Raw genomic sequence first — 22,721 nt, 5'->3', positions numbered from 1 at the left:
AATAATAAACCCACGCTGCTTATCGGCACCTGTACCGCCTGTAAATATTAGCCTGCTTAGCAATCCTGCAATATTCTGGTTTGCTATATTCACTACTCTAAATTTGAATTAAGTTAAGCCACCGGCAATAGCGCTGCAAATTTCCAACTTCTTACTACGCAGTACAAACCCACTAGTCAACAGCCTTAGCCGGCACAAGTTGGATAATTAGCCAACTGCACTACAATTATCAGGAGCACCGGCAACCTGGCAGTTACAGAGCGATTGGAACCGGTCTCGCCGCAAGGTTCATTTGTTGGCGAGTTCAAGCGATGGCCAAGGCCCTTTAGTACGAAGCGCGCTCCTCGATTGGGTTCTTTACCTTGTTCCTGGTGTCGGTTCGACACCTGAGGGCCAGCGAAATGAACAACAACGACTCAGGGAGCAACCTCGGTTTCTGGTTACCTGGCAGTGCAATTATTCTTAGCCTGATTGTCTCGACCTTTGCGCTTACCCGTGTTCCGTTCCTCGAACAACGCCCCTTTGGTGCGCAATTCCAGACACAGCTGCCTATTGAAGCACGCCTGTGGCAAGACCCTTTCGATGCGCTGGAGCGCTACCGCAAGCGACTTAAAGATAACAATACCTCACTAAAAGGCGCTGAATGCACGCCGGACCTCTTTGGCAAAGCCACAATTCCTGTCGCCCCGCCCCGCCCCCCACAATGGAGTCGACCACCAAGTGTCCCCGAGACAGAAATGGCCGGTACCGCCACTGCGGGCAAATCGTCTGTAGCGACCACCCCATCAAGCGAGCCCTCGGAGCCGATCAACATCATGGTTGCCCTGGTCGAAGGTGGGCCCTACGCCGAAGAAGTGGAACTGCGCCGACGCATGCGCTACGCCATTCTCGCCGGCTTCAAGACAGCCCGTATGGTGCCCGAAGACGAACAGAACATCCGCTGCCTGGCCCTGGCGTACGACCTGCGGGGTGATCCGACCGAAAAGCCATCCGATGCACAGGGCAATGGCAAGCGCGCAGAACTGCCCTACGAAACCTTTGTCGCCAACCCTTTCGATCCACCCACCGATATGGACGACAACCCGCATCCGTCCGCCCGCACCATTTTGTTCTGGCTCAAACAAGAGCACCTGGGCACAACCCCCTTGCTGAAGCTTGAGCAACTGCGCCAGACCTTGTCGTGCAAAGTCGCCAAGCTGGACGGGACATCCCCGCCCTGCCCCAAACCCGACGACGAAACCATTCTGAAGGTCATCGGACCTGCTGATTCGACCGTGCTGCGTGACATGTACCGCCAGGAATACGAAGGCGAACGGGTGCCCAACGTAGAGATTTACTCACCCTTGGCCACCGCTGACAGAAACATGCTGATGCAAGGAATCGAAAAGCCCAAGGACCGTTCGGACCAGACACCCACGCATGCAAATTATCCGAAGAAGACGCTCAAACTGCTGCGCACCATCAGCGACGATCGCACCATGACAGCCCTGCTGCTGGAGGAACTGAAACTGCGTAAAGTCGATCCCGTCGCCGGCTTGCAGTGCGCGCCGGGCGCGGTGATGCGGGTCGCCAGCGAATGTGGACAAAATAGCTTCCAGCGCAAGAATCGCATCGCGCTGATCTCCGAGTGGGACAGTTTCTACAGCCGGGCATTGATCGAAAGCTTCAAGGCGCAGGTGGCCACCAGCGCCCACCTGGGCGATCAAGAAATGGCCTCGGTCGATGACTGGCTCTTACGCTTCAGTTACCTGCGCGGCCTGGATGGGCGCCTGCCGGAGGAAGCCGCCAGCGCTGACAAGGCCCCTGGCAAAGACAGCAAGAAAGACAGTATTGAACTGGACACCAGTCCGCTGGAAAAGTCCGATGGCAACTCCCAGCTCGACTACCTGCGCCGCCTGGCCGAGCACATCGCTCATGAAGACAACGTCTATCGGCGAAACGGTGAGGACGGCATCGGCGCCATCGGCATCCTGGGGCTCGATACCTATGACAAATTGCTGGCCTTGCAAGCCCTGAAGTCGCGCATGCCGAACAAGGTGTTCTTCTCCACCGACCTCGATGCCCGCATGTTGCAACGCGGCCAGGCCGAGATAACCCGCAACCTGGTATTGGCCTCGTCCTATGGACTGACCCTGACCCGAGCCCTGCAGCAGGACGTCCCACCGTTTCGCGACAGCCTGCAGAGCGCCGTGTTCATCGCCGTGCTGACCGCACAAGCCCCTCAAAGCTTCGACGCCAAGCGGGCAAAGTTCGACTACACCAAGTCAGGGCTACTTTCACCCGGCATCTACGAGGTGGGCATAAAAGGTTTCATCCCCCTGGCAAGCCAACTGACCGAATCGCGCCCGGAGAATTGCGCAGCACCAAACCCCGGCCGCTCAGGCCAGATCAGCCGTGTTCGCCCACAAGACATCATGGCATTGCGCTGCCTGCAGGATCGTGCGGAACCACCTTACCCCGAGGTGTCCACTGCAATGCGCGAAGGCTTTGCTAAGATCCTGTCTTATTTTTGGGCGGGGCCATTGTCATTGATAGTGCTGGTGCTGGTCCTTTTTCTCGGCTGGTGGTGGACCAACAGAAGCCCCGCCACGCCGGACGACCCCCCTCCCCCGGGTCAGAAACCAGAAGAGGCCCCCTACCGGCTCCCGCCCTGGGTTCGCAGCATGCCGATGTCGCTCTACACGGCGTCCGCCTTGTCCACCCTGGTCGGGACCTTGTACTGGCGGGTGGAGTTCATGTGGATCGCGTTCGTGCTGATTCTCCTGGGCATTGTTTGCGCAGAGCTTATTCGCCGAACGAGGCCGCCATCTTCAAGGCCCGAACGTGGTGCTGCCAGCATTGCCGGCCTGTTCAATGCTTCGGGGTGGTACATCCTGGTGCCGATGGTCGTGTTCATCCTGGCCTTGTTGTGGGCGTACCAGATTCGTCGACCCTTGACCCTCGACGGGCTGGGTGAGCCCATGTTCCTGTTCCAGGGCATTAGCGCCTGGCCCACTGTCGCGTTGCGCTTGCTGGCGGCACTGATCTCGATCTCGGCGCTGTTCTGGGGGTGGCGCAACTTGCAACTCAACCGTGACGAGATCCTCCGGGCGTTCCACCTGAGCCCTATACCGCTCATTTACCGGACCAGGATGTGGCGGCATTTTCCGCTGTTCAACCAACGCGGCAAAAGGTGGTCATGGCGTCAATGGTTCGATCAATTGGGGCATTGGCTGTTCAAGATCATCTTCCCGCTGTCACCCAGCGATATCAGCCACATCAGTAAAAAGTCCCGGCGTGCCCTGCGACTGCCCGTCAACAGTGACGGGCGCGAGCTGGTATTCATTTCGCGCTTCTGGCGCGAACACTGCGAATGCGGCACCTTCTTGGCGCGCTTGTTGCGGGCGATGCTCGCGACCTGGGTGTTCGTCGTGATCACCAGCGTACTGATGGTGGTGTGGCCCATGGAGGGAGTCCCGGTTCGGGGCGGCTCGGATATCTGGCTATGGAGCTGGCTGTTGTCCTATTTGTTTTTCCAGCTGCTGGTGTTCTGGGTGGTGGACGCCAACCGACTGCTCACGCGCTTCATCCGCCAATTGAGCGCTCACCATGGCATCTGGCCAAAGTACCTGCGGATCGAGCATAAGTTGCACTTCGGGACCGCAACGCACCCCTGCGTCGACGACTGGATGGACATGGACCTGATCGCCAAGCGCACTTCGGCCGTCAATCGCCTGATCTATGCACCGACCGTCGTCTTGCTGATCATGCTTGCCTCACGCAGCAGTTACTTCGATAACTGGCCGACCCCGCCGAGCATTGTCATTACCTTTCTGCTCACCGCAGTGATACTGCTCAGCTCGGCAATATCGTTGCGCCGCGCGGCGGAGAAAGCACGCCGCACCGCCTTGCAGCGTATCGATAACTACCTGTTGCTCCCCGCGGACGAAACACTGAGCCGGGAAAAGCTGGAAATGATCCGCGCCCGCATCGCGGCACTTAATACCGGCGCGTTCTCGCGTTACTCCGAAGAGCCCCTGGTGCGGGCGTTGTTGCTGTCGTTGACCGGCATTGGCGGCTCGATCATTGCCGATGCGATCAACTTCTCCAAGTTCTGAGGTGCGCGGGGCTGCGACCAGCCCCACGCCTGGCCTTCAAAGCCCGGGAAAGGAAGCCCGCCCGATCGCCTCGCGTGCTTGCAGGGCGCGCTCTGAAATCACCTCCCAGGAGGCTGGAAGCGCGATGGCCTCCATCGCCGAGGACCACTTCAGGTAGGCATGACTGACCGTCAGGTAACCTGCCGGCGGTTTCTTGCTGGAGGTGTAGTAGTGGTCGAAGTAGTAGCTATCGACGATGGGCACCGAGCGCTTGCTGCAACCGACCGGCGACAGGTCGCCACGGCCACTCAGGCACCGCTCAAGGGATCTGGACATCAACTGCACCACGTTTTGCTCTGCCGAACGGTCGGGACTGATCTGGTCGCCGAGCCATTCTTCAACGCTGGGGTTTCTGGCCCTGTCCTTGGCCCACAGTGCTTCGGCGAATTCGCGCTGCTGCTGGGCTTCTTCGTCCGTCAGCTGCTTCCATTTTGGCTGGCAGGCAGACAGCGCCATTGCCAGGAGAACAAGTGCAGCAGAACGTTTGATCATTTGGCCTTCCGTGGAGGATGTAAGTCGGCCATTGTAAGGTAAAAGAGGGTTGGTTGAGGCGAGCCGTCTGGTGAACGATTGAGGGCCAGGCTATCTCTGCCGCTGCTACGCTTAGCCTTGTGTCAGGCAAGCGCCCTACACGTTTGCGGACCGTTTGCCTTGACCGATGTGGCAGGTAATGTTGCCTGCCACTGGGAGGCAGCATGAAAAAACTACATGTTGTTGTCTTGAGCGCTACCTTGGGCATTTTCGGGGTAGGCGCCGCAATCGCTGATGAAGTGATTTCCCGGGAAGGTGATACAACGGCTGGAGCCGGTTACGGAGCGGGTACTGGCATGCTGGTCGGCGGTGCTGTCGGTGGCCCCGTCGGCGCGCTGCTTGGCGCAGGTGTGGGACTGCTGATTGGATCGGGTGTGCAGTCTGCAACCGGGCTGGAGGAGAATGCGTACAAGGTTCGCGATAGCTCTGGCAAGGAACAGGTTGTGCGTTCTCCGGGTGATACGTTCGCTATCGGCCAGCAAGTAGAAATGAGCGGCATAAGGTTGCGGGCAACGACGCCGTAAGTTGTTCTCCCTCGAGAAGAAGCCCGCTGCGGCGGGCTTTTTACTGCCTGCTACGCTTTCCTCCAATAGAAGAGGAAACGACATGTCCGACCTTCCCGATGATCCAACCCCTGCCCTGCTGAGCCGCCTGAACCAGAACATCAATGCCCTGGGCTCTGCTATCGAGGAAATCGGCATCTGGATTGATCAGCAAGGCTCAACGGATACCTCTGATCGAATCAATGAACACCTTGAAGTGCTATCTAGCAACAGTGACGCCATTGCTGAACTATTGGTCGACCTGATTGCCAGGTGGAAGCCCGAAGACCCAACGGATCCAGTGGACTGACCGGCGCAGATCAGGATCGGTTAACGAACTACACCCACCAATTAATTGCCGCTGCTGGGATCGCAACCTCAGAAATATCAATGGCCAGCCGCGCATCGATGGCAGCGGTGGTCCCAAAGATATTCGCTCGCCCTGCGAGATGAGTTCGGACATCCAAAGGCTTTTCAGCGTTCTTGGTACGCTCCTCGAAAATGACTGCATAACGATCAGCGTCGAAATCCAGGCTCTCCCCGAACTCAACAAGCCGGTCGTGATCGACGGAACCTGCGTTAAATCCCCAATGCAGCGGATGAATCTTAAACTTCGCATGCGGAACAGCCAATCGTCTTTCACCGGCCAGGAACATGATGATGGCCATTGACTCTACGTTACCGATGCAGTGCATGGTCAGTGGCACTGGAAGAGAACGTAAAAAATGATAGGCAGCAAAACCATGATCGGTGCTTCCGCCATCGCTTGAGAGATGAATAGCGATTTCCGTGGCGCCTTCCCGGAGCGCGCCGAGGGAGGCACTCTGCAGGGCACTCAATGTTTCCGAATTTATGCTGTTCATAAAGTGAATAACGTGCAAAGCCATCAAAACATTCCTATATCTTCTGTGAAAAGCGAGGACACCACGGCCCTGCGTGGATTAAAAATCCGGGCGTCTATCTTTTGCGCCGATCATTCGTAACAAGCGTTTTTGCGCCAACCATTTAATCCATGTTGCTGCGTCAGCGACTTGGGGAACTCAAACCCGCGCAACGAGGAAGAACAACGCTCATGAAATTTGCAAGAAAACCACGCTGACAACGACAAATGGAAATCCATAATTATCAATTTTTATTATTGATAATTTGATATGGATTGGAATTTGCGCCTCTCTCTCAAATGCGTGAGTTCCACTCGAGAAGCTCATTATTCGGCATCCGTCGGGGGTCTGTCGCGTTACCAACGAAAGGCTAGTGAATTTGCAAGCAAATGTCCTCGCGCGTGGTTAGCAGGTTGCCCCTCAAAACCTGGAGGTCGAATTGCTGGGTTAGCACTCGACCCGCTTCCCAATGAACTCTCCCTAAGGACTGCTGTAACTCCCGTAGGTCGACCAAGTGAGTCGAGTTCGCCCAGAATCACATTGCGTGGGGCATTTGGACTTGGCCGGATTCGGCTTCGCATGCTCTAAAACATGCAAAACTCTGTTTCCTTGAACCGATCCTTGTCCATAGTCTAGCCCTGCTGGAGTTGTCCAAGTCCGGGTAGCCTTGTCAAATGTTAGCTCTACTGCACCACCTGTTGCTTTTGGACCACCTCAACAGGTAAAAATCTGACCCATCAAGCTACTGAAGCGAGAACCTCTCCCTCAACTCCCCCACGACCTGATCCATCGCCACAAGCGGGGAGATATCATTTTGAGAATATACGCTGCACGAAGCCATATCTTCAGGGTAGTCAAAGTCCGCATAGATTTCTTGAAGTCTATTTACCTTACTTTCATCACAATCTTCTGATGATTTGATACATAGCAAAAAAGCCAGCCGCCATTTATCCAAGTCAGAAGCGCAATCTGTTTTTTTTACCTGCTTTAAAATCAAGTCAAGAAGATCGCCATCACTTAAATACTCCCCACCTGCAATAACAGCAACATCCACACTATTACTGCCGCTCGCTAGCTGACTGATGGCGTAATCAAAAATATCTTTTCTCTTCATCCACCCCTTTCCAAACCCCACAACAACGGTTGACCAACACATCAAATCTAATTTAATCAGCATCTCGAACGGAGACATTATTTCCTCCTTATTTTTTCGGAATTTGGTTAGGCAGCCCGGTGACTTCACCGCCAGGAATAAAACGCCGATGGGTCACATTACCCTCATCAACAATCCACTCAAATACGCCACTAACTCCGTTGTTGCTGCCTTCAATCTGCCTCAACTCCGACACCCTGACCACTTCGCCACCAGCACCTTTGGTCGGTATATAAAATTTAGCGGCGTCACCAGCATAATTATCTATTATGTCATTAAATCCATGCTGACCATCAGGAAGTTTATTTGCACTCCCGACTCTAGGTCTCCCTAGAACTGAGTTATCGATTGCTTTTGCACCCCCAGGTTTTCCAAGAATAGCACCTGCCATTGCAGCAGCCAGGCTCGCGCCCCAGGCGGTATTGTTCGGCGAGACGCCTTGACCCTGTAGATCCAGCGCCGCGCTCGCCTGCAGTAACTGCCCCATCGCCGCGACGTTTTGCATGTTGTAGCGATGCAGGTCTGCCTTGAGCTCCAGTGGAATCTGGTCATTGGCATACAGCGCTTCGATCTTCTTCTGGATCGTCAAGCGCTCGGCCGCCAGGTAGCCGAATTTCTGCACGCACCCGGCAGGGTTCGCCATGCAGGATGCGGCTAGAGCGTCATCATTGGCGACGCTGAGTGTTCGGAATTTCTCCTGCACCTGATCACAGCTATGCGTGGCCTTGCAGTTGCTAGCCTCCGTCTCGAACTCATTGAGTTCGTGCGCAAGATGGTTGTACTGCACTGAATTCTTCGCCGCCCAGGCCCCGGTTTCGAGCTTGTCGGAGCTGGCACCGGGGTCCAGCACTACCACGGCGATCAACCCCGTCAGTTGCGAAGCCATGGTCAACATAGCTTCACGGCTTTCCGCCGAGTAGCTTCCGACCAGTTGGTCCAGGTCACTGACCAGCGCTTCGTTGAGCCCGGCCCCTGCTGCCCCTGCAGCGAAACTATCGCCTCGCGCTTGCGCGGCCAGGCCGCCCATCAGGGCGTGCATCACTACCATCTGTGCGTCGCCGGCCTTCAGGTCGTGCGCCTGACCGAAGTCGCCAATGGCGTTGAAGCCGGCAGCGGCAAAGGTGTTGTAGAGGCTGTCCTTGAGCGCATCGCCGAAGCTGCCACCTTGCCCCATGGTTTTGCTCAGGGCAGCGCTGGTGATGTTCTGCATCGCCTGGTTGGCGGCGAAGCGACTGGCGCCGCTAACCGTGCTCAGGTCCACCGTGACCTTGCCGGTGACGGGGTTGGTCTTGGTTTGCAGGTACTGATCGAAGTAGCCCGCGGTCAACCCAGCCACACCCGCAGAGATCATGGCCTGCTTGAGGCTGTCACTGCTGAAGGTGTCGCTCAGCCCCTGGCGGATGTCGCCCTTGTTATTGATGGTGCTGATTGCGCCCGTGGAGGCAAGTGACGAGGCGCCAGAGGCCAACGCCACGTTGGCCCAACCCGCCGCTACCGCGTCTGTGCTTGCCGTGGCTGCCGCCCCGGCACTCAGCGCCGAACCAGACGTTGCACCCGCACCAATAGCGGCACTGGCGGCACCATAGGTCAGCACGGTCACCACGATGGCCACCGCCAGTTGCGTAGCCGGGCCCATCCCTGATTGGCTGTAGGAGTAGCTGTCGTGAATTTCTTTCACCGCCCGCCAGTCCACATCGCCTCTGGCTTCGGCCTCCTTGATCCAGGCCAGACTCGGATCGGCCTGCACCATGGCGTCGATGGCTTCGCTCATGCTCTTCTGGTCGAGGTGCTTGTAGTCGATCTGCAAGCCATCGACGGCCTTGATGGCGATGCTGCCCTGGGCCCGCAGTTGACTCTGGCGCAGCGTTTCATCGGTCTGGCCGCGGCCCTTGGATGACTGCCAGGCCAAGTCGCTATCGCTCTTCTCGTGGCTCTCCTGATGCAGGTCCTTCACCGCTTCAAAGGTCACGCTGCCGCCGCTGACGATGGCGAGGTCGTTGCCAGCTTCGAGTTTGGCACCCTGATAACGCTGGTCGCCACCGCTGAGCAGGGTGATGTCTGCGCCCGCGCTGATTTCGCTGCCCACGGCTTTGACGTCGGTGACTTCGTCACGCTGGGTTTTCTTGCTGCCCCAACTACCTTTTTCCTTCTTGTCGTACAGGGAGTAGTCGCTGTCTTGTGCGGCTAACAACGCCAGCTCGCCACCCGCCACCAGGTAGGCCTCGTCGCCGGCGCTGACGCGGCTGGAGATCAGGGTCAAGTCCTGGCCGGCACTCATTAGCACATTGCTGCCAGCGGTTACGCTGGTGCCGACCTGGCGGACGTGGTCTTCCTGTGCCTCGACCTTTTTGCTCTTGTGGTAACTGTGTTCCTCATCCGCTGCCGAGGCCAAGGTGAGGTTGTTGCCGGCGCTCAGACTGATGTCACGCTGCGCCTCGATTTGACTGGCAATGACCGCAAGGTCACGCCCGGCACTGATCGTCAGGTCGCGCCCAGTATCAATACTGGAACCGTTTTGGGTAACGCTGCTATCACGACTGTGGCTGCCGTGGCGGTTACTGGTCAGCTGTTCGGCGGAACCGATAGTGACATCGCGCCCGGCACTGATGAGCGTGTCACGGCCACTGTGCAGCACACCGCCGAGATTGCTGACGTCGCGCCCGGCACTGATGCTCAGGTCATTGCTCGCTTCGATGCGTGCGGCGTTGTCGACAAAGTCGCGCTGCTGGCTGTAGTGGCCATTGCTGCTTTGGTGAGAGCTGAGCGTGCGTTCGTTGAGCACATCGCCGCTGATGCTGGTGAGGCTGACATCGCGCCCGGCAATGATGCCGCCGGCCTGGTTGCGCAAGTCGTTGCCAGCCAGCAGGTCGAGACGATCGCCGGCGCCGACCAGGCCACTGTTGACCAGGTTGTTGCCGGCCATGGCCGCCAGGTTGTCGCTGGCTTTAAGGGTGCCGGCGTTGTGGAGGTTATTACCGGCGATCAGGCTGACGTCGCTGCCCTGAATCAGCGCGCCGTTGGGGGCCAGGCGATTGTTGGCGTGGGCCAGGTACAACACCGGCATCAACAGGTTTTCGCCGTTGACCTGGACCGTTTCCAGCCAGACGATGTCATGGGTCAGCGCCGCGACCTGCTCGGCGCTGAGCGTCACCCCGACCGACAGGTGCAGGGCGTTCTTGCTGGCGATGGCATTGTCCATCAGGTAACGGAACATCGCCTCGTCGGAGGTCAGGCCGTTGATGAAGCGTTGGCCGGTACGGGCGACCACCGCTTGCTGGATCAGGTATTGTTCGTAAAAGCCATCACCCAGGCGCTTGGCGCTGTTGTCCGGGTCATAGCCAAGGTTCCCCAACAGATAGTCCGAGCTCATGAACTGCTTGAGGTCGGTGAGCGCCGGGTTGGTTTCAATCAGGTATTTGTGTGGTTTGGATTGACCCTTGCTGTTCGGCAACCCCTGGACCTTGGCCACAGTCAATGGGCCGGTCATGCCCGCAGTAGAAGACGTGCTGCTGTTGACGCCGTGGCCTGAGGTTCCCGGAACGTTTTGCTGACGTTGATCCGAGCCGACGCTGGCCCCGCTCAGGTTCCAATTGGTGGGACCGCCATCGCCCTGCGTGCTGCCCTGACCGCTGAGACGGAACAGGCCGTTTTGCCCGGTGGGCAGTTCAAAGCCTGGCAAAGCCAGGGGATTGACCTGCTGTTGCGCCAGGTCCGGGGGCAGTTGCGCGTTCAGGGTGATGCGGGTGGAAAACTCGCTGCCCGGAGCATCGGTGTTGGTGCGCGGCCCACTACCAACATAGTTGTAGCCGCCGCGCACCACGTTGTTGTCGAAGTCATTCTCGGTGCTGATATTGACGGCACCCGCGGCCTGGATGATCGAGGCATAGCTCTGATCGCCGCTGGCCAGTTGGGTGACCCGGCGAAACTCGGGCATCTCGGTTTCGGTGGTGCCGATAAAGTCGGCCATTGCCGCTTCCAGGCCGCCGAGATTGTTGGCGTCATAGCTACTGCTTTCGAACCAGTACCGCTCAGTGAAGTCACTGGCCGCGTCGAGCCAGCGACCGGCGTCTGTGGTGCGCGCACTGCGAAATACCCGCAAGGTCTCAGTCTCACTGGTCTCAATACCGGTGTTGGTCAGAGAAATGAGGCTGGCATTCAGGTTGCCGCTGGTGGCAATGGTGCTGCTCTGGTTGAGCAGGTCACCGCCATCGAGGGTCAGGTTACCGCCGGCGGTGATGCTGGACGCGCTACTGGCCGCAGTGACTTCCAGCTTCTCACGCTGGAGAATTTCCCAGGTATGGGATTCCTTGCCACCATCGCAATCGTTGTTGTATCCCGGACGGTTACACGGTCCCTCATCAATTCTGGCGGTGTAGATACCGCCATTACTCACCGTCAACAGTGCACGGATATTGTGAATCGTATTCGCCGCCAGACTCAGGCTGCCATCGCTCTGGATCGAGCCTGAACTGTTGACGATGCTCGTGGCCCAAGCGCCGAAACCATCGCGATCAATGCTCAGGTCGCTAAGGCTGTAGAGACTGGCATAGCGGTTGGTCAGCGTGTCCACGCGCAAGCCCATGTCCCCGCCGCTGAAAATCAGCCCATGGTCGTTCAGCAACGTGCCTGTGGTGAGCGTCAGATCCTGGCCACTCCCCAGGGTGCCGTAGTTGTTCAGGCTGCCGGCAGAGAGGCTGAGGTCGGCCGACGAGGTCAGACGGCCACGGTTGTCAAGCAGGCCACCGATGTTGATCCAGGCGTCGCCACCGCTGGCGATACTGGCGATCTCCGGTAAGTCCAACTGCCCGACATCGAGCGTCAGGTCACCTCGGCTGCTCAACCGACCATTGCCGCTGTACTGACCGCCAAGATCCACAAGCAGATTGCCGTCACTGGCAATCAGGCCGTCGTTGAGCCAACGCTCCCCGCTGCCAATCAGGCTGTCGGCGGCCAGCAACTGGCCGCTGGCAGTCTGGGCGAAATGATTGACCTTGACGGTCAGACGACCAGCCTGAATCACGCTGCTATTGGTCCAACTATCGGCTGTGAGCGTCAGGCCGCCACGGGTGACCAGGTTGCCGCCCGCGTGCATGACGTGAGTGGTGGCAATGTCGAAGTTGCCATTGCCGACATGCAGCAGCGTGCCGCCGACGTTCGAAAAACCAGCGAGGACCAACGTCAGGTCGGTGTTGGCACTTTCGAAGATGCCATCGCGGTTGTCGAACAAACCACCAATTTGAAAACGGGTTGTGCCGCTGCTGCCCAGGGCGCGCAGCTGGCCGTTCTGGTTGTCCAGGCTGGCGGCCGTGATGCCCAGGGTGCTGTCGCTTTCAACGATACCCTGGCGGTTAGTAAGGGCGCCGGTCAGGCCCAGGCTAATCTGCTGGCCAGCGATCTGACCGGCACTGTTGTCGAGGGAGTTGCCACTGACGTTGATGCGCTGCGCGGCGTACAGACCGCCATGACGGTTATCCAGGCCGCCCGTGCTGATGCTCACATCACCCGTTTGCGCCGCCAGGCGGCCATTCTGGTTATCTATCCCGCCCAGTGCCGTCAGGTTCAGCCGATCGGCCTGGGTGATACCGCCCTCGCCGTCGAGTGAGGCACGCGCGTTGTGCAACCAACCGCTGAGATAGGCCGTCAAGGTTGCCTGCAGGCTGGCCAACACGCCACTTCGGTTGTCGACGTTGTCCGCCGTCAGGTCCAGATCACCCTCCTGGGCGAGGATGCGGCCCCGGTGGTTGTCGATGTCACCGGACACCGCAAGACTCAGCGCGCCCCGGCTTTGCAGCGTGCCCTGATCGTTGACCAGGCTGGCCGCAGTCACGTGCAAGGCGTCGTGCTGGCTGTAGATCAAGCCATCGGCGCCGTTTTGCACCGTGCCTGTAGCGGTCAGGGTCAACACGTCGTTGGCGGCGACGGTACCGCGATTGCGGTTGTCCAGACCGCCGGTGAGCAGGGCCAATAAATGTTGGCTGACCAGTTGGCCGCCCTGGTTGTTGATTTGGCTTGCGCTCAAGCGCAACGGCCCCGCACCCACGAGCTTGCCGTTGGTATTGGTCAACACACCAAGGAGATTCAGGTTGACCGCAGCATTGCCGGCCAGGCTGCCACTGCTGTTGTCGAGCGTGCTTCCGGTGAAAGTCAGGGCCTGCTGGGCACTGATTACGCCGCCGGCATTGTCGAGGGTCGTGGCTGCCACCGCCAGAGTGGCGGCGCTGTCGATTTGACCGCCTTGGCTGTTGTTGAGCTTGCCGTCGACGTTCAGCAGTTGATCACCGCCACTGGAGAGAATGCCACCGTTGCTGTTGTCGAGGCTGGCAGCGTTCACGGTGAGGTTCTTCTGGCTGACCAATGCGCCGGCGCCACTGTTGAGCAAGGCGCCCTGGACCTTGACCGACAGATCACCCTTGCGACTGGAGAGTGTGCCGTTGTCACGGTTGTCCAGGCTGTAGGCGCCGACACCCAGCCCTTCCCACCCCGAAATGAGGCCATTCTGATTGAGGACGCTGGCGCCGAGCAGCTCCAGCTGTTGACTGCTGATCAGTTTGCCGGAGCGGTTGTCGAGGGCACGCCCGGTCAACGAGAAGCTTTGGCCGCTGGAGATTTCGCCGTTCTGGTTATTCAGGTCACGCAGGTGATTGATGCTCAGGGGCCCGGCGCTGGTAATCAGGCCGCCAGCGTTGTTGAGATCCCCTGCGACAGGATCGAAGTCCAGATGGATCGCACCGCCGAGCAGACTGCCCCCGTTCTGATTGTTCAGGGCGGCACTGTAGATCTTCATCAGGGCCGTGGCGTTGATCAGCCCCTGGTCCTGGTTATCCAGCAGCCCGGCGACGTTCAAGTCGAGGCGATCACGGCTGGTCAAGGTACCGCCGTTGTTGTCCAGGCTGGCAGCCCGCACGTCCAGTGCCGCTGCCGCGATCAGGCCTTTGAGATTGCGTAGCGCTTGATTCACACGCAAGGTTAACGCCTGATTGCTCAGCAGTTTGCCGTTGCTGTTATCCAGGCTATCGGCGGCGAAGGTGAAGGCCTGTGCACTGGAAACTTCACCGCCCTGGTTGTTCGCGCCCTTGAGGTTGCTGAGCATCAGCAAGGGGGCGGTGATCAGCCCGTTCTGGTTGTTCAACTGGCCGTGACTGAGGTTCAGGTTCAAGGCGCTGTGGCTGAACAAAAGACCGCCTTGCTGGTCCAGGCCGGTCAAGCGGGCGGTCAAGGTCTTGTCGCTGGCGATGCGACCGTTGTCCTGGTTGGTCACCTGGGCCGCCGTGACATCGAGGGTGTCGCTGCTGGTCAGGCGACCGCCGTGACTGTTGTCGAACACACCGGTATGGAGGCGCACGGGCCCTTTACCACTGATAAGGCCGAGCTGCCGGTTATCCAGACTGGCGCTGTGCACGTCGATAGCCGCGTCGCTCAGCAGTTGCCCCTTCTGGTTGTCGATCGCGCCACGGCTGACGAGGTTGAGCGGACCGGCACTGGACAGGCTACCCTGGCCATTGCTCAGGGTGCCGACGTTGACGGTGAGCCCCCCTTCGCTGCTGATCAAACCGGCCAAGTTGTTCAGACCACTGTCGAGTCGTATATCCAGTGCGGACAACGCACTCAGGGTTCCGCTTCTGTTGTCCAGCCGCTGACCGACAATACTCACCGCCGCGGCGCTGGAAAACTCACCACCGCTGTTGTCCAAAAAACCTATCTGTGCGTTGAGTGCACCGCGACTGTTGACCAGGCCTTGGTTGTTGAGCACACGCTCGGCGTTTGCATCCAGGTCTGCGCTGCTCAACACACGCCCTTGCTGGCGGTTGTCCAGCGTCGACGTTGTGACGCGAGTGAGGTTTTGTCCGCTGAGCGTGCCGCCGCGGTTATCGAGGGCCTGACTCACGCGAGCGTCGAGGGTGCGGCTAGCGCTCACACTGCCAGCGTTTCGTAGGTTTTGCGCAGTTAAGCTAACGTCACCGAGGGTGTTGCGGCTGTTGTCGGCATTGACGCCCGCCTCTATGATGCCGCTGTTGCTCAACTGCCCGCCACTGCTCAGGCTGATGCGCTCGCGGGCGGCGAGGCTTTGCTGGTTGTTCAGGGCCCCCGCGGTGTGCACGGCGAGGTTGCTGCCGGCATACACCGGCCCCTGGGCATCGAGGCTAATCGCCTTGAGGTTGATGGCCTGGCTGGCTGCTGCCTGGGCCACGCTCAAATGACCGTTGGCATCGATCTGAATGTCACCGCCACTGGCGGCCAGATTGCCCGCCAACCTGACCCCAACCCCGGCTTCGGTGCCGATCAGTTTGATCGCCCCAGCGTACATGCCGCCAAGCGCCGTACTGTCGATGGCCAACTGCGGCGGGGTGCTGCCGTCGTCGGCACGGGCAGTAGCGCCGAGGCTTTGCGCATCGACGTCATTGCGCCCAGCGATAATGGTCAGTTTGTTCGCCTGGATCTCGGCGTTGATCCTGGCGCTGCGGGTAATCACCTCAAAACTGTCGAGATTACCGGCATTGAGCCCCGCCCCCTCGATGCTCACACTGCCGCCATCGACCTGGAAGCGATCGAGACGACCGTTGTCCACGACGGGTTTACCGGTGGTCAGGGTCACCCGTGGAGTATTGATGAAGCCGCAGCCGTTGCAGCTAATACCATAGGGGTTGGCCACAATGACCCGTGCCGACTGCCCGGCCACTTCGGTGTAACCGCGCAACTGGCTGGGCGTGCCGCCATTGACTTCATTGAGGATGGTGCTGGCGGCGCTGCCGCCCAGATTCGGGTTGCCGAGAATAATCCCGCCCAATTGGGTCGCTTGCGTACGTTGCGTGGCATTGTTGAGGATCACCCCTGCGCTGCCGACGTTGTAATCCCGGAACTGGTTGTGCGACAGCCCGCTGGCCGTCGGCTGGGCGATGTTGACGATGGGCACGCCATTGCCGGCCTGGTCCAATGTCGTGCCGGGGGCACTGACCACGATGCCCTCGGCCTGTACCAGCAGCGGTTGCCAGAACATGGCGTTGGCCAGAATGAAGGCCAGGCCCCGCTTGGGCAGCCCGCAGAAGTGCTCACGGCGGATCAGAGCGGCAGACGGTTGGCGAAACAGAAAGGCCAATTGACGTACGTCCATGTGGTGGCTCTCGAAAAAGTGGGTAGGCGCACGGGCCTTAGAGGAATAACGCCAGGCTGAAATAGATCGGGGTTTCCCGTTCCGTCAGCGCCGCCGGCCGTTCCAGGGAATGGGCGAAGGTCACGCTGGTGGCCAGGTGGGTGCCGCGGGCGAACACTTCCAGCGAGTGGCTGGACATACGCCCATGTTGATCGCCGTTGTAGCGGTCATGGCGGATCACGCCTTGGTCGTAGCCCAGGCTGCCGCCGTACTCGGCCAGCACCGGCTGCAGCCAGCCCCAGGTCAACGGCCGGCTCCAACGCAGGTCGTTGCGCCAATACACACCACTGTCACCCGACAATGACTGCTCTTTGTAGCCGCGCACCGAGGACAACCCGCCTAGGCTGATGCGCTGCGGGCTGAACAGTGTGTCTTCGCTGCGCTGGCCAGTGGCCAGACTGCTGAAGCTGAAGGACTCGTCCGCCAGCGTGAACGGCTGCAGATAGCTCAATGTGGCGGTGTACTTACGAAAGCGAGCGTTGGGCTCGCCGGGGTCGGGGTGGCCATCATCCTGAGCATCGAAGGCACCGATGCCGTTCTGCAGGCCGAGGTCGAGGTTGATGAACGCACTGCCGATACGGCGCCCATGGTTGAGCCCGAACTGGGCTTCACTGAGGCGGTTGCTGCTCACGGCGAGCTTGCTGTCCTCGATGAAATTGTTGCTGCGCAGGTAAGCCAGGCCGGCATTGAGCGAGGTCTTGCTGAGCGCATCGCGGTGCAGCACCCGCTCGGCACGCAGCAGGTGGTTCTGGCTGTCGCCGGTCTGTTTGAAGGCGAAACCGTTGGCCTCAGCCCGGGAACGGTAGTCGCTCTGGCTGTAGCTATAGGTGAAGGTCCACCAGCCCCAGGGCACGCTGTAGTTCAAGAAGGCGTTGTGGGAGGCACGCTGGTGGTCGCTCAGCGCATCCTCACCACCGCGTAACAGCAGTTGATCGCCCAGGCCCAGCGGGCTGTCCCAGTCCAAGGTGGCACCCCATTGCTGTTCGCCGGTGCTCTGTTGGCCGTCATTGCTGCGCGACAGAGACGCCCGCCAGGGCTTTTGAGCGGTGTTCTTGACCAGTACATCACTGCCGCCCGCGGCTTGGCCGGGAATCAACTCCATCTGGGCCTGATTCGACGGCAGGCGGTTGAGCTGATCGATCAGTTGCTCGACTTCGCGCAGGTTGAGCAAAGCGCCTTGGCGACCGGGAAAGCTCATGGCCAGCTCGCGCTCCGATAGACCACTGCCAGGCGCCGCTTGAATCCTTTCCAGATGCCCCTCGACCACCAACACCGTCAGCCGGCCATCGGACAACTCTTGTTGCGGCAGGTAGGCACGGCTGGTCGCCAGCCCCTGATCGAGGTAAAGATTGGTGATGACTTTGAGCAAATCGTTGAGCTGCGACACGCCCAGGCACTGATCGACATAGGGGCGGGTCAACTCACGTCGCGTCGTCTCGGAGAGCGCGGTCGCCCCCTGAATTTCAATCTGCTGGATGGGGAAACAACGGCTATCGGCCTGGGTGCCGGGAAGCACAGGAGCAACTTCCTGGCCTGGGAGCTCCTTGAGTTCTTTGAGCCGCCGCCGTTGTTCTTCCAGCAAGCGGTCCTGACGTTCTCGAATCAGGTCCTGGTCCCCCGGCGTTGGGCCCGAAGCCGCCACGGCCAGACCGCCATGACTCAAACCAGCCAGCAGCGCCAAACACAGCGCCCTCATCCGAAATACCAGCATGTAGAGTCCTTCCACTGCGCGTTAGCACTGTCGCGTAAAATTTTTGTTGTGCTCATAAGCACGGCGCGAGCATGACCGGAGACAGCACCGCCACCCCGTATGCCTTCAGCCATTTTGTGCGGGACAAAAAAAACCGGCCCAAAGCAGGCCGGCCGAAGACTTGCACCAAAGAGCGAATCCTGAAGAAACCACATCAAAAATAATTGACGTATTCCGACTGATTTTTGATGAGTGCTGACAGCACTAAATAAAAGTGGTGCGCTACAGGCTCAGTGGGAGCTCCTTCACTAGGTTCTGTACGAAATCCCGAGAAACCCAATCGCCGCCCCTCGAACGCTGAGATTTTGTAGAGTCCCCCGCCATCAACGGAAAGGAATTCTGTGAAGGCAAAACGTTACGAACTCTCGGACGAGGCCTGGGATGTGGTCTCCGATCTTTTCAGCGAAACCCTTGGCAGGGGGCAGCCTCGCTTGAGCGACCGACTGATGCTTGATGGTGTGCTCTGGGTGCTCTGCTCCGGTGCCGCGTGGCGAGATATGCCAGACCGCTTCGGCCCATGGTCAACGGTGTATCAACGGTTCAGGGGTTGGCGAAACCAGGGGACGTTCGATCAGATGCTCAAACGCTTGCACCTGAGACTGAATGAGCAAGGTTTGATTGATTTGCAGACCTGGATGATCGACTCAACAGCTGTACGCGCCACCCGAGCCTCGTCAGGCGCCGGGAAAAAAGGGGGCCTGACGAGCCTGCCGATCACGCTCTAGGCCGCAGTCGCGGTGGCCTGACCACCAAAAGCCACATGCTCTGCGACACCAACGGCACACCGTTGTGCTTCCTTCTCTCTGGCGGTCAAGCCAGCGACATCAGCTACGCCCAACCACTTCTGGATGATGTCAGCATTCCCTCGAATCACCGTGGCCGCCCCCCGCAAACGCTGCGAATGGCTGCTCGCTGATAAGGGCTACGACGCCGAAGCACTGCGCCGTTACTGCGACCAGTATCAAATGCAGCCGTCATCCCGCTGCGCTCGATGAAGCGCAAACCCAAACCTGGCTTGCCGAGGCTGTTTGATCGACCCAAATACCGACAGCGCAACATAATCGAGCGCATGTTTGGGTGGTTGAAAGAGAACCGCAGAATCGTGACGCGCTTCGACAAGCTCGCAAAAAGCTATGCCGCCATGGTCTCGCTAGCTTGTTGCATGCGGTGTTTGCGACATCTCTTTTCGTACAGAGCCTACTACCTTCAGAGCCCAAGCTTATCCCTGAGTATAGCTCTAAGAGTATGAGGAACACTTGCATCTAGAAAATTACTTAGAGAAGACATGAGACCTTCATAGTAATCATAGGCAAAAGAACTAACTGCCGCTGACACCATTATCAATGCAAATGCTCTCATCCAACTAGAGCAATAAAATTTAGACGTCCAACTAATAAACGCCACAAACCAAAACGTATTAATAGCCATCATTACAATATTATTCCACAGATAAATAGTATCTGCGACCCTCCCCGCTCTCGTCATGACTGAGTAATCAGTCAACGAGCTAATAGTAGACTCACAGTTTTCCTGCGCGAAGACTCTAAAATCGCTTTCAGAAAAAAGATCGAGAACCCAAGCCCCAAGAAGATAATATATTGATAGACTTATCCCTATAACGGAGGCAAATAAGGCTGTCAGCGGCAAATATTCCGAAAGTTTTCTCTCGCTTGCCCTTCTTGAAACAACATACAAAAAATGCACAATCACAGCTTGGGCAAACGGCAGAATATAAACAGCAATACGATCCCTACCGCTACTCCCCTCAGAAAACATCTGCATATCAGAGCATACATCACTCATCGCCCGCGCCCTTATAACTCCTGCAAAGAGACTATAAAATGCAAACGCAATACCAATCGCAAAGAAAAAAAATTTCCACACTGTTTTCCTTACAGCCTTCCTGGACAGGTCAAGGCCTTGTACATATCCGAACGGATTCTTCCACATTCGAAAGTACGTCACCATAAACTGATACTTCTCTGATATCTCATCCAGCATCTTGGCACCACCATGAAATCCCCTACCACCCACATGCCAGCCGAGAGCGATTGGCAGAACGTCATTTTCAAGAATAGCTGTAATCTCGAATCGAGCAGACCTACGCAAGAAAAAACACGAACTCGCAAGGGCCTCCGGCGCCCGGTTGGTTCCATACACACAAACGAATCATTAAGTTTAGCTTAGCGCCGCAAATTTGGATTTACAGAGTCCTATAAGCGCTCACCGCTTATTTATGGTCTACATTGACAGACGCGGCCGGTCAGCGAGGGCGTCTGCTGCAACAAGTTTCCCGATCTTTGGAATCATGGGAGTTTGATAAGCAAAAAAGAGGCCATGTTTTACAGCTCGCTTCACCGATCCAGCGCTCCTATCAGCCCCTTTGCCGCCGACGGTGACAGAGTTCCCCCCCGATGATGGATTGGACATGGATTTCCCCCCCGCCCTGCTAGCCCGGAAGTTTCTCTAGCTTGGCGGCGCAGCGGTAGCCGCCCAGCAACTTCTGACTTTTCGCCTATGCTAGTTTCATGTCTCTTTTTCGGAGAGCTAAAGCCAATTTGACCATCGAATCTGATCTCCCTCACCGATCTACCCTCAAATCTGTCATGAGTTGAAGGAAATCGACATGAAATACAACCCCGCACTTACGATTCCACTATTGGCACTAACTATTCCTCACCTATCCTTCGCTGAAGAAAGATTCGGCTGTGACGCGATTTGCGATACTGGGATTCATGTTTACTGCCATATAAAGGTCGAGACTGCACTTGAGCAAAATTTACTTGCCCAGATCGAAAAACAAGGAGGCTTTAAGCTACATGCGAAGGTTGTATTCGCTGGAACAAACCCGTCACCAGAGATGTGTGACAAAACCATCTTCACATCGGAGTATGTGCGAAGCAAATCAGTGCCGGTAATTGGCCCTGTGTGGGGTGAAATTCTCTCTGTGGGGAATAGTTGGAACCTTGGTGATGTTCTTATTATCGGCCTAAAATATGCGCCAATGTCGCCATTGCCGAGAATTTTATATCCGAACATAAAAACCAAGCTGTAGCTCCCAACAGAAGTAAATTTAAATGTGCCCGGGAGAGGAATCACCAGGTAAGCGCCGACCAGCTGTTTTTTTTGGCCACAAGAAATCCAGCTACTTTTGAATAGCGCTTGTATTGAGGTTTAGTTTTTGCCATTCTAAATGATGGCAATTAGCCGCCAACCCACGACAAGGACAGTAATGAGCTATATCACCCGCATCTGTCAAAATGATTCCAATTGGCAGTTTCCTACCAGAAGCGCAGTTGAAGCATCGAATACCTTTTCCTCACAGCACGGCTATGGCCATGAGGAGTGGCTTTTTCGATTCGAATGGCAAATTGGCGGCTGGCAATATGGCTTTCTTCAAGGGGTAAACAAGGGTTGGGAGTCACGGCTCGCACGTGGTGAGCGTGCAGGAGATATTGTGCTCTTCACCCTTACTCCCGATGGACGCCGCTATGTAGCCCGCATTCGCCATATCGAGTTCCTAGATAATGCTCAAGCCATTGCGGCCTTGGATCACTTCAAGCGGCTTGGGTGGTATGATCGCATGCTGGAGGAAATAGATGCTGTAGATGGCGATAGAAGTGGTTTGGGGAACGGGGAATGGGCCCCTTACGTGTTGAATGTTCGTTTTCGCCCAGTAGATGTTGAGTGGTATCCGCCCAACACGTTTGCGGAAGCTGGAGACCCCGTGCAGCGCTACAATCGTTATCAGCTCATTGAGCTTGATCACGAGGCCTCACTGCCAGAAACGTTGAATACACTCCGTCCGGTTCGGAAAGGACAGGATCTTCCTCCCATTCAAGACAGCTATTTCAGGAGCGGTGGCTCGGGGCGGGAGTGTTCGCCGGAGCATGGGATAATGCAGGCCGCCCTGCATGAGGAGCTGAAGATTGAATACCCTGGGGCGAATATCGTCTTCGAAGAGAATTTTATAGATGTCACAGTAACAACGGAAACTGAGAAAATCCTCTTCGAAGTTAAGTCAGATTTCTGCACCCGTAGGGTTCTGCGCTTAGCGATTGGTCAGCTACTCGAGTACGCATACTACTGGAATCAGTTGCCAGAAAAAGCAGTTAGGTTGGTTGCGGTTGGTCGGACTGCACTGAGCCCTGAGGACGAGAGATATCTCAGATACCTAAAGGAAAAATTGGATCTCCCACTTGAGTATCGCCAGGTCAAGCTTCCATCTGAGTCGTTGGAGTATCTCTAAATCAGTGACGATTTCCCAACCCATCGGCACTGCTTGAGGCTCTCCCGCTTCCTGATGATGGGTTGGGCATGTATTCCCTATACGCACCCTTTAGGCTCTGTACGAAAAGAGATGTCGCAAACACCGCATGGAACACGCCAGTGAAACCATGGCGGCGTAGCTTTTCGCGAGTTTGTCGAAGCGCGTCACGATTCGGCGGTTCTCTTTCAACCACCCAAACATGCGCTCGATTATGCTGCGCTGTCGGTATTTGGGTCGATCAAACAGCCTCGGCAAGCCAGGTTTGGGTTTGCGCTTCATCGAGCGCAGCGGGATGACGGGCTGCATTCGA

The 22,721-nt window shown here is 57.4% G+C and carries 12 protein-coding genes and 1 pseudogene; 6 read left to right on the top strand and 7 right to left on the bottom strand.

The features are described from left to right. Window positions 1–401: 401 nt before the first annotated feature. The gene (locus ACIQUS_RS20560) at window positions 402–4,097 is read left to right on the top strand and encodes a hypothetical protein (protein ID WP_403050615.1); all 3,696 of its coding nucleotides are present in this window, start codon (window positions 402–404) and stop codon (window positions 4,095–4,097) included. Between the two features lie 36 nt (window positions 4,098–4,133). On the opposite strand, the gene ACIQUS_RS20555 is transcribed toward ACIQUS_RS20560, so the two are convergent. After that, window positions 4,134–4,628, bottom strand: a complete 495-nt coding sequence (locus ACIQUS_RS20555; RefSeq protein ID WP_403050612.1) for a hypothetical protein — start codon at window positions 4,626–4,628, stop codon at window positions 4,134–4,136. A gap of 203 nt (window positions 4,629–4,831) precedes the next feature. Here ACIQUS_RS20555 and ACIQUS_RS20550 point away from each other — a divergent pair, with 203 nt between their 5' ends. Then, the gene (locus ACIQUS_RS20550) at window positions 4,832–5,191 is read left to right on the top strand and encodes a hypothetical protein (protein ID WP_403050609.1); all 360 of its coding nucleotides are present in this window, start codon (window positions 4,832–4,834) and stop codon (window positions 5,189–5,191) included. Window positions 5,192–5,273: 82 nt separating this feature from the next. Further along, entirely contained in the window at window positions 5,274–5,519 is a 246-nt protein-coding gene (locus ACIQUS_RS20545) for a hypothetical protein (protein WP_403050606.1), read from the top strand. Window positions 5,520–5,547: 28 nt separating this feature from the next. On the opposite strand, the gene ACIQUS_RS20540 is transcribed toward ACIQUS_RS20545, so the two are convergent. The 4 genes from ACIQUS_RS20540 to ACIQUS_RS20525 form a co-directional block, all read right to left on the bottom strand. Further along, entirely contained in the window at window positions 5,548–6,096 is a 549-nt protein-coding gene (locus ACIQUS_RS20540; RefSeq protein WP_403050603.1) for an ATP-dependent Clp protease proteolytic subunit, read from the bottom strand. Window positions 6,097–6,832: 736 nt separating this feature from the next. Continuing rightward, complete coding sequence (locus ACIQUS_RS20535; protein ID WP_403050600.1) at window positions 6,833–7,282, bottom strand: DUF2247 family protein; 450 nt, start codon at window positions 7,280–7,282, stop codon at window positions 6,833–6,835. Window positions 7,283–7,292: 10 nt separating this feature from the next. Continuing rightward, on the bottom strand, window positions 7,293–16,352 hold the full coding sequence (locus ACIQUS_RS20530) for a DUF637 domain-containing protein (protein ID WP_403050597.1): 9,060 nt from the start codon (window positions 16,350–16,352) through the stop codon (window positions 7,293–7,295). A gap of 37 nt (window positions 16,353–16,389) precedes the next feature. After that, window positions 16,390–18,102: a ShlB/FhaC/HecB family hemolysin secretion/activation protein gene (locus tag ACIQUS_RS20525; protein ID WP_403050594.1), complete on the bottom strand. Its 1,713-nt coding sequence runs from the start codon at window positions 18,100–18,102 to the stop codon at window positions 16,390–16,392. Window positions 18,103–18,482: 380 nt separating this feature from the next. Between ACIQUS_RS20525 and ACIQUS_RS20520 the strand changes: the two are divergent. Then, window positions 18,483–19,390, top strand: a pseudogene (locus tag ACIQUS_RS20520) (IS5 family transposase). On the opposite strand, the gene ACIQUS_RS20515 reads toward ACIQUS_RS20520, so the two are convergent. Continuing rightward, window positions 19,348–20,301, bottom strand: coding sequence for a hypothetical protein (locus tag ACIQUS_RS20515; RefSeq protein WP_403050591.1), 954 nt, complete (start codon window positions 20,299–20,301; stop codon window positions 19,348–19,350). The pseudogene ACIQUS_RS20520 and the gene ACIQUS_RS20515 sit on opposite strands and share 43 nt — an antisense overlap. A 466-nt stretch (window positions 20,302–20,767) precedes the next feature. Here ACIQUS_RS20515 and ACIQUS_RS20510 point away from each other — a divergent pair, with 466 nt between their 5' ends. Next, window positions 20,768–21,196, top strand: coding sequence for a hypothetical protein (locus tag ACIQUS_RS20510; protein WP_403050589.1), 429 nt, complete (start codon window positions 20,768–20,770; stop codon window positions 21,194–21,196). Window positions 21,197–21,373: 177 nt separating this feature from the next. Beyond that, window positions 21,374–22,390 carry a hypothetical protein gene (locus ACIQUS_RS20505; RefSeq protein WP_403050586.1) on the top strand — a complete coding sequence of 339 codons (1,017 nt, stop codon included), beginning with the start codon at window positions 21,374–21,376 and terminating at the stop codon, window positions 22,388–22,390. Between the two features lie 90 nt (window positions 22,391–22,480). On the opposite strand, the gene ACIQUS_RS20500 is transcribed toward ACIQUS_RS20505, so the two are convergent. After that, a partial coding sequence (locus tag ACIQUS_RS20500) for a transposase (RefSeq protein ID WP_403050583.1) occupies window positions 22,481–22,721 on the bottom strand: 241 nt, incomplete at its 5' end.

It is taken from the genome of Pseudomonas sp. NPDC090755 (assembly GCF_044769005.1).
GTDB lineage: Bacteria > Pseudomonadota > Gammaproteobacteria > Pseudomonadales > Pseudomonadaceae > Aquipseudomonas.
Note: the sequence above shows the minus strand (reverse complement) of the source record. Positions and strands in the feature narration are given on the sequence as shown.

Coding starts and splice junctions, on each gene's coding strand:
- ACIQUS_RS20560 (WP_403050615.1), top strand. CDS start 402: ATGAACAACAACGACTCAGGGAGCAACCTCGGTTTCTGGTTACCTGGC.
- ACIQUS_RS20555 (WP_403050612.1), bottom strand. CDS start 4,628: ATGATCAAACGTTCTGCTGCACTTGTTCTCCTGGCAATGGCGCTGTCT.
- ACIQUS_RS20550 (WP_403050609.1), top strand. CDS start 4,832: ATGAAAAAACTACATGTTGTTGTCTTGAGCGCTACCTTGGGCATTTTC.
- ACIQUS_RS20545 (WP_403050606.1), top strand. CDS start 5,274: ATGTCCGACCTTCCCGATGATCCAACCCCTGCCCTGCTGAGCCGCCTG.
- ACIQUS_RS20540 (WP_403050603.1), bottom strand. CDS start 6,096: ATGGCTTTGCACGTTATTCACTTTATGAACAGCATAAATTCGGAAACA.
- ACIQUS_RS20535 (WP_403050600.1), bottom strand. CDS start 7,282: ATGTCTCCGTTCGAGATGCTGATTAAATTAGATTTGATGTGTTGGTCA.
- ACIQUS_RS20530 (WP_403050597.1), bottom strand. CDS start 16,352: ATGGACGTACGTCAATTGGCCTTTCTGTTTCGCCAACCGTCTGCCGCT.
- ACIQUS_RS20525 (WP_403050594.1), bottom strand. CDS start 18,102: ATGCTGGTATTTCGGATGAGGGCGCTGTGTTTGGCGCTGCTGGCTGGT.
- ACIQUS_RS20510 (WP_403050589.1), top strand. CDS start 20,768: ATGAAATACAACCCCGCACTTACGATTCCACTATTGGCACTAACTATT.
- ACIQUS_RS20505 (WP_403050586.1), top strand. CDS start 21,374: ATGAGCTATATCACCCGCATCTGTCAAAATGATTCCAATTGGCAGTTT.